Below are 16,536 nucleotides of genomic sequence, written 5' to 3' on the forward strand. Positions count from 1 at the left end.
CGCCTACAGATCGGGAGAATTAACCATCACTGAGGTAGAAGAACAGCTTCAAAGCATAAAGCGGCAATCGTCTAAAGGTCCGCTTTCAGAAGGTCAAAAAGGGTTATGGATGCTTCAAAAAATGTCTCCTGATATGGGCGCTTATAATATTCCTTTATGCTTTCGTATCAGTAAGAAATTAGATATAGAGAAATTCAAGAAAGCCCTTCTGTTTGTGCAGAAACAATATCCTGTTTTAACCAGTGTGATCAAAGAGGAGAATGGGGTTCCTTTTCAAACGGCTGAGTCATCAAAGACTCTTCATTTTGAGGAAGCGGATATGTCAGATATGAATCCATCTGACATTCTGCCTTTTATCAGAGAGAAAGCAAAAGAACCTTTTGAGCTGGATAAAGGCCCGTTAATGCGCACTCATCTTTTTCATCTATCAAAGGATGAATGCATGGCGCTTATTACGATTCACCACGTGATTTTTGACGGTGTTTCGATGTTGACGTTTATTTCAACGCTTTTAGATGCGTATTCAGAATTTATTCAAGACAGAGAGCCGGCTTTACAGGTTTTATCAGCAAGCTATCATGATTTTGTTGATTGGGAGAAAAACATGCTGGATACAAGAGAAGGGGCAGAGCATCTTGCTTACTGGAAAGAACAGCTTTCCGGGACACTGCCTGTTCTTGAGCTTCCGGCCGACCGTCCCCGGTCTTCAGCTCAGAAAGGGAAGGGGCAGGCTTATAAAAGCTTGCTCCCTCATGAACTTGGCAAACAAATCAAATCATTCGCACGTTCCCATCACGTGAATGAATCTGTTGTGTTTCTCGCGTTTTATAAAGTGTTGCTGCATCACTATACGAATCAAAAGGACATCATTGTCGGAATGCCGACGATGGGGCGGCCTGAAGACAGTTTTGAATCTATCATCGGCTATTTTATCAATATGATTGCGGTGCGGAGTAAGGAAATAGGCACACAGACATTCACAGACTTCATTCGTGATTTGCAGCTCACAGTAGCTGATGGCTTGGACCATGCTGCATATCCGTTTCCCGCGCTGGTAAGAGAATTACATGTAGACCGCGCGGCAGCGGAGTCTCCTGTTTTTCAAGCGGCCTTTCTCTACCAGAATTTCTTTCAAACAGCAGGTTTAAACAACATGCTGGAACAATATCAAACTCTCGGCATCGAATTTGTTGAAGAACTTCGCCAAGAGGGGGAGTTTGAACTGGCATTGGAAGTTTACGAACAGGGCGATGAAACAGCGCTTAATCTGCTGTATAATCCTGATTTATTTGAATTATCCTCCATTGAGAGGATGATGGGACACTATATAAAGCTTGCGGAAGAGATCATACACGATCCGTCTGCGTCACTTGAGACGTACTCTAACCTATTACATCAAGAGCAAACCAATTTGCTGAACCAGTGGAATGCGACAGAGACAGGTGATCCAAAAGACAAATGCATCCATGAAATTTTCGAAGAAAAAGCGAAAAAAACCCCTGATGCGATTGCCGTTATTTTTGAAGAAGAAACTCTTACATATCAGGAATTAGAGGAACAAAGCACATCGGTGGCAGTGTACCTTCAAGAACAAGGAGCAGGCCCGGAAAGTGCGGTCGGAATTTGTACGGAACGTTCGTTGGATATGCTCGTCGGAATTTTGGGTATTCTCAAAGCCGGCGGTGCGTATGTGCCGTTCGATCCGAATTTCCCGAAAGAGCGATTAGAATTCATGCTCAAGGATAGTGAAGTATCAATTGTCCTCACGCAATCAAAAGTATATGACAAAATAGAGCAAGTGAATGTGAAAAACATAAACATCATAACTATTGACTCTGCCTGCGAGAACACTAACCTGACTCAACAAAACAGAATCCTGAAACGGGAGGTAAAACCGCATCATCTCGCTTATATCCTTTATACCTCCGGCAGTACGGGGAAACCTAAAGGGGTCATGGTCGAACACAGAAGCATTATGAATACCCTGAATTTTCTTGAAGCTCATTATCCCGTCACCGCTGAAGATGCGTATTTATTGAAAACAAACTATGTTTTTGATGTATCAATATCGGAATTATTCGGGTGGTTTATAGGAAATGGCCGCCTCATTATTCTTCCGCCTGGCGGGGAAAAATCACCCCAGCTATGCATGGACTATACTGAGAAATACCAAGTGACCCACATCAATTTCGCCCCCGCCATGCTGAGTGTTTTTTTAGAAATGGCGGCAGAGCATAAGGGTTTTACAGAGAATGGCCCGATCAAATATATGATGGTTGCGGGAGAGGCATTCCCTAAAGAATTGGTGAAAAAGGCGGTCGCTATTTTTAAAAACAGCAGTATTGAAAACATTTACGGACCTACGGAAGCCTCTATTTACGCTGCGTATTTCGGATGCACGAAAGAGGAGATTTCCAGTCATCATACGCCGATCGGAAAGCCAGTTTCCAATACGCGGATTTATATTGTGGATCAGCACCTACAACCTGTTCCGATCGGAAAGCCCGGTGAGCTCTGTATCACAGGAGACGGATTGGCAAGAGGATACTACAACCAGCCTGAGCTGACAGCGGAAACATTCGTAGACAATCCGTTTGAGCCGGGAACAAAGCTCTACAAAACAGGTGATTCAGCCAGGTGGCTGTCTGACGGTAATATCGAATATTTGGGACGCATTGACAGCCAAGTGAAGATCCGCGGCTTCCGCATTGAGTTAGGCGCAATTGAATCGAAACTCAGTGAATATCCGGGAATTCTGGATCAAGCGGTAGTCGTCAATCAACTGGAGGGCCATAAAAGGCTGGCAGCCTTTTATACCGAGCAAAAGTCGGCTGTTGATCCGAAAGAGCTGCGCCGCCATTTGAAATCCAGCCTGCCTGAATATATGATTCCTTCGCACTTTATCCGCTTGGATGAGATGCCGTTAACGCCGAGCGGGAAAGTGAACCGGAAAGATCTGGAGCATCGGAAGATAGTTTTGGAGAGAAAGAAAACAAATCTTCTGCCGTTATCGGAAGTAGAGGATAAAGTGCACCGTATCTGGGAGGACATTCTCAAGGTCAGCGGGTTTGGAGCAGAAGACGGATTTTTCGATGTGGGAGGCGATTCTCTTCTTGCCGTGACTGCGGCTGAACGGATCAAAAAAGAATTGGATTGCGAGTTTAGTGTAACGGAACTATTTGAGTACTCCAACATCAGAGCAATCAGTCAATACATTATTGAATCCAAAAAGACGGATGCGGTCCATTCCTCATTTGACAAACAGCAGGAGATGAAGAGGGATGAAAAACAGCCGGAACAGCAAACGCTCCCGCCATATGCTGAAGACAGCGTGGCGATTGTGGGTATTTCATGTCAATTTCCGGGTGCGAAAAACCATCATGATTTTTGGACGAACCTAAAAGAGGGCAAGGAAAGCATTCAGTTCTTCTCAAAAGAGGAGCTGCGCACTTGCGGCGTGCCGGAAGAACTGATTCAACATCCTGACTATGTTCCTGCGCAATCCGCAATAGAAGGAAAAGACTTGTTCGACCCTGGTTTCTTTCAAATGTCTCCTAAAGATGCTGAATTTATGGACCCGCAGCTTCGGCTCTTATTGCAGCATTCTTGGAAAGCCATAGAGGATGCAGGCTATGTGTCTAAAGAGATTCCGGGTACAAGTGTGTATATGTCGGCAAGCAATAACTCGTACAGATCGTTATTGCCAGCGGAGTCAACAGAAGGGCACGAATCTCCTGACGGCTATGTGTCATGGGTGCTGGCCCAAAGCGGAACCATTCCAACGATGATTTCACATAAGCTCGGGTTAAAGGGACCCAGCTACTTTGTCCATGCCAACTGCTCTTCATCGTTAGTGGGGCTGTATCAAGCGTACAAAAGTATAACTTCAGGTGAAGCGAAATATGCTTTAGTCGGAGGAGCGACATTGCACGCGCAGTCAGGCATCGGTTATGTCCATCAAACCGGATTGAACTTTTCAAGTGACGGACATGTAAAGGCATTTGATGCGTCTGCCGACGGAATGGCCGGAGGCGAAGGAGTGGCGGTCGTCCTGCTTAAAAAAGCCGCGGATGCTGTGAAAGACGGAGACCATATTTATGCCCTCATGAGGGGAATTGGTCTGAATAATGACGGAGCAGATAAAGTCGGTTTTTATGCACCGAGCGTAAAGGGGCAAACAGAAGTCATTCAGAACGTATTGGATGCAGCAAATATTCATCCCGAAACGGTCAGCTATATTGAAGCACACGGGACAGGAACCAAATTAGGAGACCCGATAGAATTTTCCGCTTTGAATCAGGTTTATAAACAGTACACAGACAAAAAACAATTTTGCGGAATCGGTTCGGTGAAAACCAATATTGGACATTTGGACACAGCCGCAGGTCTAGCCGGCTGCATCAAGGTCGCCATGAGCCTATACCACAATGAGCTTGCGCCATCCATCAACTACCGCGAGCCGAATCCGAACATCAATTTGGACGACTCTCCCTTTTATGTGGTCAAGGAAGGGAAGTCATTAGAAAAAAAGGAGACGGTACATCGTGCGGCTCTAAGTTCGTTTGGGCTGGGGGGAACTAACGCCCATGCCATTTTCGAACAATATGCCTCTTTCTCAGATGTCAGGGAGGAAAGTAAGGGAAATTCACCGTACCTCATTCCTGTATCGGCCAAAAACAAAGAGCGCCTGCAAGCATACGCAAGAGAACTGCTGGCATTTATCAATCGGAAAGATCAAGTGCACATTTGTTTAGCAGATGTGGCGCACACATTCCAGATCGGCCGGGAGGCAATGGACAGCAGAGTCGTCTTTATGGCGAGTGATGTTGAAGAATGGAAACGGCAGCTGGAGAAGTTTATCGATGGAAAGCCGCTGACAAAAGGCTGTTTTCAAGGAGAGAAGTCACGAATCAAAGATGCTGCGCCATGGCTGGATGACGATGAAACACAAGAATTGATTTCATCATGGCTTTCCAAAGGCAAGCAGAAAAAGCTGGCCGAGATGTGGGCAAAGGGCCTTCATGTTGAATGGCGGAAGCTTTACCCGCATGCGAAGCCGCAGCGCATGAGTTTACCGACATATCCTTTTGCTGAAGAACGCTATTGGCCTGAAATCAGCGCCGCAGATGATAAACGATCGGCAGGATCATCTCTTTTGCATCCATTGGTGCACCATAATACTTCTGTTTTATCAGAGCAGCGGTTCAGTTCCATCTTTACCGGGCAAGAGTATTTTATTGCCGAGCATATCATTAAGGGAATGGCGATCGTGCCGGCGGCCGTCACGCTTGAAATGGCCAGAGCCGCTGTCGAACAAGGGCTGGATGATGTAAAAGAACAGCGGACCATCCGTCTTAAAAATGTGGTATGGGTTCGTCCGGTTGTAGCGGGGCATCAGCCGGTCAAAGTCAATATTGGACTTTATGATGAGGATGACGGGCAGATTCTCTATAGAATGTACGGCGAACCGGAAAATTTTGACGCAGATCCTATATTATACAGCCAGGGCATTGCGGAATTATGCCAGACAGATCATGTGACTGCGTTAGATCTTGCCGCTATAAAAAATCAATGTGATCAAGGCAGCATGGATACCGCGTTATTCTATGCGGGAATGATCGGAGCTGATTACGGGCCGGGATACAAAGCTGTAGAGACTGTTTATATGGGAGATGGCCAATTACTCGCCAAGTTATCTCTTCCGGACTCCGTCTCTCATACGCAAGACCAATATGTCCTTCATCCGAGTGTAATAGATGGAGCGTTACAGGCCGCTGAATATTTGCAAAATATCACCAGAGCCGGGCTTTCTGGCAGTGAGGAGGACTTCAAAGCAGCATTGCCTTTTGCGTTAGAGGAACTTGAAGTCATTCATCATTGCGTTCCTGATATGTGGGTTTATGTTCAATTCAATGAGAAAAATAAACCGGGGGACTTGATACAGAAAGTGGATATTCATCTATGTGATGAGCATGGAACAGTTTGCGTACGTATAAAAGGATTTTCGACAAGAGTTATGGATGGGGATGCACCATCTGAAGACGGTTCAGAAACCTTAATGCTTGAACCTGTTTGGAAAGAGCAAAACGCAGCCCCCGGCGCACAGGCTCATGAATATGCGGAGCATCTTGTGTTCTTCTGCGAATATGACCAAGAAATCCGGGATCGCGTTGAAGCGGAAATGGGGCATGTACGTGTTTTCAATTTAGATGGAAGACCTGGTTCACTGGAGGAACGCTTCCATTCTTATACCGAACAAGTTTTTAAGAAGGTACAAGCTATTTTTCACAGTAAACCGCCAGGCAGCATTCTGGTTCAAATTGTCACCTCCTCAGAAGGCGAACAGCAATTGTTCTCCGGGATGACAGGACTGCTGAAAACAGCCGAGCTGGAACATGCCAGACTGACAGGCCAAATGATTGAAATCAGCGATAAAGAAGGCTGGGAAAGCATTTCTGACAAACTGAAAGAAAATCAAACAAACCGCGGCGCACATATCAGATACAAAAACGGTAAGCGATATATCGCCGATTGGAATGAATTAGAACCTGCAAATCATGAAGCCGGACATCCGTGGAAGGACGATGGTGTTTATCTCATCACAGGCGGTGCGGGAGGCCTGGGTCTTATTTTCGCAAGAGAAATTGCCGAAAAGACGCAACATGCGTCATTCATTCTTACAGGCCGTTCACCGCTTGGAGAGTACAAAAAGAGAAAGCTTGAAGAGATTCGCAATATGGGAGCAAACATTTCCTATAAACAAACGGATGTTACCGATAAAATCGGAGTCTATCAATTAATTAACGACATTCAGCAAGAGTACGGCCGTCTTAATGGCATTCTTCATAGCGCTGGAATCATTAAAGACAACTATATGATCAAGAAATCAGCAGAGGAACTGCATGCAGTGCTGTCACCTAAGGTAAAAGGACTTGTTTACTTAGATGAGACGAGTAAGGATATGGCTTTAGATGTCTTCATTCTCTTTTCATCTCTTTCTGGAAGCATAGGCAGCATCGGGCAGTCGGATTATGCGGCGGCTAATGTATTTATGGATGCGTATGCCGGATATCGCAGGACGCTGGCTGATCTTGGGCAGCGGCACGGAAAGACCATAGCTGTGAACTGGCCATTATGGAAAGAGGGCGGCATGAAGGTCGATAGAGAAACAGAAGAAAGACTTGTGCAAATGGCCGGAGTCGTTCCTTTGGAAGCAGAAAAAGGCATAGGGGCGTTATATCAAGCGCTGAATTCCGAGATGAACCGGGTCATGGTCATTCAAGGCGATTTGCAGAAAATCAAGCAAAAACTTCTGCAAAAACAGGCTCCGGCTTCTGCTGAACAGAAGGTAACGGAAACTGTAACTGAACCAATAAGAAGAATTGATACCGGCAGCTTGCTGGATAAAGTGAAAGCTGTTTTAAAACAAGAGGTAGCCAAATTACTAAAGGTGAAGATTGGAGATATTGAAGACTATGCCGAGATGACGAAATATGGCTTCGATTCCATATCCATGACGGAATTCACCAATCACTTAAACCGGAATTTTAAACTTGAACTGACGCCTACCATCTTCTTTGACCATCCGACGATTCATGAGTTTGGCAAACATTTGGCACAAGAATATGAAGCTGTATTTGCGGAAAAATTTACGGTGCGCGCCAAAACACAGTCTCGTATTCCGGCTGCAGATAAAAAAGAAGAACACATTCAAGTTACAGCCAAAAAGCGACGTACACGGCAAGTGATCCTGCCGGAAACAATGCAGAGGGAATCTGCTCCTGAGCCAATCGCCATAGTAGGGATAAGCGGCATTTTCCCAATGGCGAAAGATGTTGATGCGTACTGGCATAACCTGAAAGAAGGCAAGGACTGCATGACGGAAATACCGAAAGACCGCTGGGATTGGCGCGAGTACCAAGGAGATCCCGCCAAAGAGGCGAATAAAACGAACGTCAAATGGGGCGGTTTTATTGATGGAATCGGGGAATTTGATCCTTTATTCTTCGGTATTTCCCCGCGCGAAGCCGAGCAAATGGAGCCTCAGCAACGTCTGTTATTGACGTATGCATGGAAGGCGATTGAAGATGCGGGGTATTCGGCGAAAAGTCTGTCAGGCACAAAAACAGGCGTATTCATCGGGACGGGCAATACAGGCTATGGTTCGCTTCTTTCAAAAGCAAACTCGGCAATAGACGGTTCTGCAGCGGCAAACACGAGTCCGTCAGTCGGTCCGAACCGGGTCAGCTATTTCTTTAATCTGCATGGTCCGAGTGAACCTATAGACACAGCGTGTTCGAGCTCATTAGTCGCCATTCACCATGCGATCTCTTCTATCGAAGAGGGCACCTGTGACATGGCGTTAGCCGGCGGCGTAAATACCATTATCCTGCCGGAGGTTTATATCAGCTTTGATAAAGCGGGAGCATTAAGCAAAGAAGGCAGATGCAAAACATTCTCAGATCAAGCTGATGGTTTTGCACACGGTGAAGGGGCCGGCATCCTGTTTCTGAAAAAATTAAAAGCAGCTGAAAAAGCGGGAGATCATATTTACGGAGTCATCAAAGGAAGCGCAGTGAATCACGGCGGCCGTGCTGCTTCTTTGACAACGCCTAATCCGAAGGCACAGGCAGAAGTCATTCAGGCAGCATACAAAAAGGCGGGAATTGATCCGAAAACGGTAACTTACATTGAAGCGCACGGAACCGGAACGGAACTGGGTGATCCGGTTGAAATTAACGGATTAAAGGCCGCTTTTAAAGCATTGGATATAAACAAAGGAGATTCGGCTGCCAATAGCAATTATTGCGGATTGGGTTCGGCGAAGACCAACATCGGGCACTTATCGCTTGCAGCCGGCGCAGCGGGCATTATCAAAATTTTGTTGCAGCTTAAGCACAAAACACTAGTGAAAAGTCTGCACTGCGAGTCTATCAATCCATACATTCAGTTGCAGGACAGCCCGTTTTATATCGTGCAGGAAACACGAGAGTGGAAAACGATACAAAACGAACAAGGTCAAGAGCAGCCGCGGCGTGCAGGCGTAAGCTCATTTGGCATCGGCGGTGTCAATGCCCATGTGGTCATCGAAGAATATGTTCCGAATTTCGCAAGATCATCTGTTGAAACGCCGTACATCACTTCTCAAAATCCGGGAATCTTTGTGTTATCCGCGAAAAATGAAGTGCGGCTGAAAGAACATGCGAGGCAATTGGCAGATGCGATCGGTAAATCATATAAAGACGAAGATCTCATCAATATCGCTTACACTCTGCAAGCCGGGCGCGATGCAATGGAAGAACGGTTAGGAATTATTGCCGGATCGGTTCAAGAATTGCAAGAAAAATTAAAAGAGTTTGCAGAAGGTCAAAGCAATGTAGAAGATTTGTATAGAGGCAAGATTGATAAAGGTACATTACAAACGCTGACAGCGGATGAAGAAATTCAAGAGGCCATTGAAAAATGGATGGAGCGCAGCAAGTTTGCCAAGCTGCTTGAGTTATGGGTGAAGGGACTGGATGTCGACTGGACCAAGCTGTATGCCGATGATCAGCCGCAACGCATCAGTTTGCCGACCTATCCGTTTGCAAAAGATCGCTACTGGATTTCTGACAATAGTGAAAAGAATAGAACCCTTGACTCAAACAAAAGAGCTTCTCATTCAGTCACTTCTGCTGTGTTACATCCATTAATGCATCAGAATACGTCGAATCTTATGGAACAGCGGTTTAGTTCCATCTATACGGGAGAAGAATTTTTCCTTGCGGATCATGTGGTAAAAGGGCAGCGGATTTTACCGGGAGTGGCGCATCTTGAAATGGCGCGGGCTGGCATCGAACAGGCGGCAGAATTACAAGAAGGCCAGAACAGCATCAAGCTGAAAAATGCGGTTTGGGTGCGGCCGATCGTTGTAGAAGATCAGCCGCTCAAGGTTCACATTGGGCTTAGTCCTGAAGATCATGGTGAGATCGCGTATGAAATTTACAGCAATCCAGAAGCCCCCGATGAAAAACCAGTCGTTTACAGTCAGGGCAGTGCTGTCTTGAACTCTGGTGCAGATGTGCCTGTCATTGATTTGCGTTCTCTGCAGGCGCAGTGCAATCAAAGTCAATTCACTGTCAGCGAAGTATATGACACTTATAGAATGATAGGGTTTGACTATGGCCCGGCTTTTCGAGGGGTAGAGAGGGTTTACACAGGAGAAAATCTGGTATTGGCAAGACTATCGTTACACCCGGCTGTTTTGGATACGGTGAATCAATACGCAATGCATCCGGGTCTGATGGACTCCGCATTGCAGGCATCAAGCATTCTGACAGGAGCCGGCGATAATCGGCTGATGCTGCCTTTTGCAGTCCAAGAACTTGAAGTCTTTGGGGCATGTTCTTCTGTTATGTGGGCATACGCCAGATACAGCAAAGACAGCAAAGCAACTGATAAGGTGCAGAAGCGGGATATCGATATTTGCGATGAAAACGGCAATGTTTGCGTGCGGATGAAAGGATTGTCTTTCAGAGCAGCAGAAGGAGAAGCCGATGCAGCGGGGAATACGCAAACGATGGAAACATTAATGCTGGAGCCCGGGTGGACACATCAGGATGCAGGAAAAGATGGCGACCCTGAATATGATCGGCATATCGTGATGGTTTGTGAAATGAACGGTATCTCAAAAGAAAGCATCGAAATGAGAATCAAAGGAGCGGAATGCATCGTACTGGAGTCCATTCACGAGGGATTGGCAGAGCGCTTCCAAGAATATGCGGAGCAGGCATTTGAAACCATACAGAGCATTCTCAAAAGTAAGCCGAAAGGACATGTATTGATTCAAACGCTTGCCGCTGCGCAAAGCAAACAGCAATTGTTCTCAGGCTTGACGGGACTGCTTAAAACCGCCGGTCTGGAAAACTCAAAACTGAAAGGCCAAATGATCGAAATAGAGCCAAATGAAGAGATTGAAAGTATTGCAGAGAAAGTAAAAGAGAATAAAAGAAACGTAGAAGACCGGCATATCAAGTATGAAAAGGGCAAGCGTTATATTGCTGATTTAAGCGAAGTTAACGAAACCGATCGTGAAATAACAATGCCGTGGAAGGACAATGGCGTGTATCTCATCACGGGCGGCGCAGGAGGACTTGGATTTATTTTTGCTAAAGAAATTGTGAGCCAAGTCAACCAGCCCGTGCTTATTCTCACAGGGCGGTCTGAGCTGAGTGCGGATAAGCACTCCCAGCTTAAAGAACTTCAACGCTTGGGTGCCCGGGCAGAGTACAGACAGATAGATGTGACGCAAAAGCTTGCTGTGGCAGATTTAATCACAAGCATAACAGCGGATTATGGCGACCTGAATGGCATTATTCATAGCGCGGGTCTCATTAAAGATAATTATCTGATCACGAAAAACAAGGAAGAACTGCAGCAAGTACTGGCACCAAAGGTAAAAGGGCTTGTCAACGTGGATGAGGCAAGCGAGCATTTGGCGTTAGATTTCTTTATCCTCTTTTCCTCTATATCAGGTGTCGTCGGCAGCGCGGGCCAGGCGGATTATGCGATGGCTAATGCTTTTATGGACAGCTACGCCGCTTATCGCAACGCGCTTGTGACGTCCATGTACCGGCACGGAAAAACCTTGTCGATCAATTGGCCGTTATGGAAAGAGGGCGGCATGCATGTAGATGAAGAAACAGAAAAGATGACATTGAAAAACACGGGTGTCACTGCCATGCGGACTGAAACCGGTATTCAGGCGCTATATAAAGGCTTGGCCTATGGCACAAATAACGTCATTGTCATGGAAGGTATCAGAGACATCATGAAGGATAAGTTGTTTCAAAAGACGCCTTCTGCGGCCGCGCCGAAGGAAACAGTGCAGGAACCAGTGAATCCGGCAGCAGCAATCGAGGATGGAGCCTTGTCGAATCAGATTGAGGAAGTTTTAAAGCAAGAGATATCTCAATTGCTTAAAATCAAACCTGAAGAAATTGATGCGGATGTTGAGTTTAATCAATATGGGTTTGATTCCATCACGCTGACTGAATTTGCCAACAAGCTTAATGATGAGTACAAGCTGGATCTGACGCCTACGATTTTCTTTGAATATGCAACAGTCAATACCTTTGCAGCGTATTTGTCAGAAGAGTATCTGGATAAGTTTACAGCACAATTTGCAGCGGATGTGAAAGTTGAAAAACCTGTACAGTCTGTTGAAAAAAACATAGAAGGCAACAGATTCTCACACAAACAGCGGTTTGCAAAACAAACAGTTCCTCCTGTGCAAACAGTGGCTGACCAGGCACCTGAGCCTATTGCCATTGTAGGGATGAGCGGGGTTTTTCCGAAAGCAGAGGACGTTAAGGAATACTGGGCCAACCTGAAAGAAGGCGTAGATTGTATTACCGAGGTCCCGAAAGACCGCTGGGATTGGCGGGAGTTTTACGGAGATCCTTTAAAAGAAGCAAATAAAACGAATGTCAAATGGGGCGGATTTATTGACGGAGTCGCCGATTTTGATCCATTGTTCTTTGGCATTTCTCCATTGGAGGCTGAGCAGATGGAGCCTCAGCAGCGTCTATTACTGACCTATGCATGGAAAGCGATCGAAGAAGCGGGATATTCAGCTCAAAGCATCTCAGGATCAAAAACGGGCATTTTCATCGGTACAGGAAATACGGGATACAGCTCACTGCTGTCCAATGTAGAAATAGAAGGCTCATCTGCCGCTAACATGAGTCCTTCAGCAGGCCCGAACCGGGTCAGTTATTTATTAAATATTCATGGGCCGAGCGAACCCATTGATACGGCATGTTCAAGTTCCTTAGTCGCTATCCATCACGCAGTATGTGCGATTGAAGCCGGAAACTGCGAAATGGCGATCGCAGGGGGCGTCAATACAGTTGTAACGCCTCAAGGCCATATCGCCTATGATAAAGCCGGAGCGCTTAGCAAAGAAGGAAGATGCAAAACATTCTCAGATAAAGCAGATGGTTTTGCAGTCAGCGAAGGAGCAGGAATCCTATTTTTGAAAAAACTGAAAGCGGCTGAGCAGGCGGGGGACCATATTTACGGAGTCATTAAGGGAAGTGCGGTAAATCACGGCGGCCGCGCCAATTCTCTGACAACTCCTAATCCGAAGGCACAGGCAGAAGTCGTAAAAACCGCATATACGAAGGCTGGCATTGACCCGAGAACCGTCACGTATATTGAAGCGCACGGAACAGGCACAGAGCTCGGGGATCCGGTGGAAATTAACGGATTGAAGGCCGCCTTTAAAGCGCTGTATGAGAAAACGGGAGACCCTTCTGTTCAAACGAGCCATTGCGGACTGGGGTCAGCAAAGACAAACATCGGGCATTTGTCGCTTGCGGCCGGTGTAGCGGGCGTCATCAAAATCTTGTTGCAGCTAAAGCACAAAACGCTTGTGAAGAGTCTCTACAGCGAGTCGGTCAATCCATATATTAAGCTTGAAGACAGTCCGTTTTATATCGTACAGGAATCAAGGGAATGGAAGGCGCTCAAAGATGCAGCAGGCCGGGAATTGCCTCGCCGAGCAGGAGTAAGTTCATTTGGCATCGGAGGCGTAAATGCCCATGTGGTCATCGAGGAATATATTCCAAAAGACTCCTCTTCGGCTGCTGAAGCGCCAGCTGTGTCATCTCAAAATCCAGGCATCTTTGTCTTGTCGGCAAAGGAAGAAGAACGTCTGAAAGAACAAGCGCAGCAATTATCAGAAGCTATCAGCAAGCAATCCTTTACAAACAGTGATCTCATTGATGTTGCGTACACGCTTCAAGCGGGACGTGATGAAATGGAGGAAAGGTTGGGGATCATCGCCGTCTCGGTTCAAGACTTGCAGGAAAAACTGAAAAAATTTATAACAGGCCAAACAAATGCGGAGGGCTTGTACAGAGGCAGAGTTGACAAAAGAGCATTACAGACGCTGATGGCGGACGAAGAAACGCAGAAAGCCATGAAAAATGGATGGGAGCACAGGACTTACGCAAAGCTGCTTGAATTATGGGTGAAAGGAATGAAGATGGATTGGAACAGCCTGTATGGAGAGGATCAGCCGAAACGTCTCAGTCTCCCGACCTATCCATTTGCGAAAGAACGTTACTGGGTAACGGATATGAAAGAAAAAGCTCAAACACATCAAATATCAGTAAAAAGCGCCGGTGCAGCAGTCATCCACCCATTATTACAGGAGAACATATCCGACTTGTCAGAGCAGCGCTTCAGCTCAGTCTTTACCGGTCAGGAATATTTCTTAAAGGATCATATGGTGCAGGGCAGTCCGGTAATGCCGGGCGTGGCTTATCTGGAAATGGTGCACGCTGCCGTCACGCAGGCGGTCAGAGGGCTGAAAGATAAACAGTCTGTCATCCAGATAAAAAATGTCGTATGGGTTCAGCCGATTGTATCAGACGGCCAGCCCGTTCAAGTCGACATCAGTCTCAACCCTCATCAGGACGGTGAGATCGCATTTGAAATCTATACTGATGGTGAAAAGAACGAACGACATATTCACAGCCAAGGCAGCGCAGTTATCTGCAGCGCTCAAGAAATGCCAAAGCTTGATATCGGCACTTTGCAGGCACAATGCAATCAAAACACGATTTCAGCGGAACAGTGCTATGAGTTATTTAAGGCGATCGGCATAGATTATGGCCCGGGCCTTCAAGGAATCAAAAACTTATATATCGGCCGCAATCAAGCATTGGCGGAGCTTTCCTTGCCTTCTTCGGTCTCTGGCACAACAGATCAATTCGTTCTTCATCCGAGCATGGCGGATTCTGCTTTACAAGCGTCGATCGGATTAAAGCTGAATTCAGGTGACGATCAGCTTTCCTTGCCTTTCGCACTGCAAGAACTTGAAGTCTTTAGTAAATGTACGGACCGAATGTGGGCGTCTGTCACATCTCGTACAAACGAGGAGAGAATCCAAAGGCTGGATATAGACTTGTGTGATGAACAAGGGCAGGTATGCGTGAGAATCAAGGGCATCTCATCTCGGGTGCTTGAAGAAGACGGCCAAAGCCCCCGTGACCGGAAGACGCCCGAAGTGACGGAATCACTTAATGGAGCACTTCTGATGGCGCCGTTATGGGATCAAGTTCTTGTGGAAAAGAGCAGAGTCGTTCCATCAGCTTCTGAGCGTGTGGTCATTATCGGAGGAGATGAGAAGAGCAGCAAGGCTGTTCAAAGTCAGTACCCGCACGTGCAATCTCTGACTATAGATCAGCATGATCGTATTGATGAAATTGAATACAAGCTGAAAGCATGCGGTGCGTTTGACCATATTGTCTGGATTGCTTCGGCCCATTCTGCCGGGAAGAAAGCGGACAATGAAATGATTGAAGCTCAGAACCAAGGAGTTATCAAGATGTACAAAGTCATAAAGGCTATGCTCGCTTTAGGCTGCGGAGACAGGGATATAAAGTGGACGGTGGTGACTGAGAACACCCAATTTGTCGATCAGCATGACATTGTAAATCCTGTACACGCAGGGATTCACGGTCTGATCGGTTCCATGGCAAAAGAATACACCAATTGGCAGACAACACTGATTGATTTAGGCGCTGCTGATGATTGGTCGCCAGAGATATGGTCCTTACCGGGCGATCGGGATGGGAATACATGGGCCTGCCGGAATAAGATTTGGCACAAACAGCGCCTTGTCCCCGTGCACAAGACCCAATCTGTTCAGTCCAAGTATAAGCATGGAGGCGTATATGTTGTGATAGGAGGCGCGGGCGGTATAGGAGAAGCCTGGAGCGAATACGTCATTAAAACATACCAAGCCCATGTGGTGTGGATTGGCAGAAGGAAAAAGGATGAAGCCATCCAAGCCAAGCTGGACAAGCTTGCGGACTTGGGGCCGGCCCCGTTTTATATCGAAGCTGATGCGGCAAACCAAGTAGATTTAGAAAACGCATATGAAAAAATCAAACTAATGCATCAAGAGATTAATGGAATCGTTCATTCTGCCATCGTTTTACAGGACCAGAGCCTTGCAAATATGACCGAGGAACGCTTCAGAAATGTTCTTTCGGCAAAAGTGGATGTAAGTGTGCGAATGGCCCAAGTCTTCCTTAATGAGCCTTTGGACTTCGCGTTGTTTTTCTCGTCAGTACAATCATTTGCGAGGGCTTCGGGACAAAGTAATTACGCAGCAGGCTGCAGTTTCAAAGATGCTTTTGCTCATTGGCTTTCGCAAGTATGGCCTTGTGCAGTGGCCGTGATGAATTGGAGTTATTGGGGCAGCGTCGGCGTTGTTTCCTCACCCGATTATCAGCAGAGAATGGCTCAGGCGGGCATAGGCTCAATTGAAGCCCCGGAAGCCATGGAAGCATTGGAATTACTGCTTGGCGGACCGTTACATCAGCTTGTGCTGATGAAAATGGCAAACGAAGCTGCCAGTGAAGCGGAACAGTTAAAAGAAACCATTGAAGTGTATCCGGAAGAACATAGCTCTACCATTCAAAAACTGCGAAGCTATCATCCGGGAGACAGCACAAAGATCCAACAACTGATATAAGGAGG

At 46.5% G+C, this 16,536-nt stretch carries 1 protein-coding gene; it reads left to right on the forward strand.

What is annotated here, in order from left to right:
• Positions 1–55: 55 nt before the first annotated feature.
• Positions 56–16,531 carry an amino acid adenylation domain-containing protein gene (locus AAHT65_RS16035; RefSeq protein WP_343311548.1) on the forward strand — a complete coding sequence of 5,492 codons (16,476 nt, stop codon included), beginning with the start codon at positions 56–58 and terminating at the stop codon, positions 16,529–16,531.
• Positions 16,532–16,536: the final 5 nt, after the last annotated feature.

The sequence above is a fragment of the Bacillus atrophaeus genome (assembly GCF_039519175.1).
GTDB lineage: Bacteria > Bacillota > Bacilli > Bacillales > Bacillaceae > Bacillus > Bacillus atrophaeus.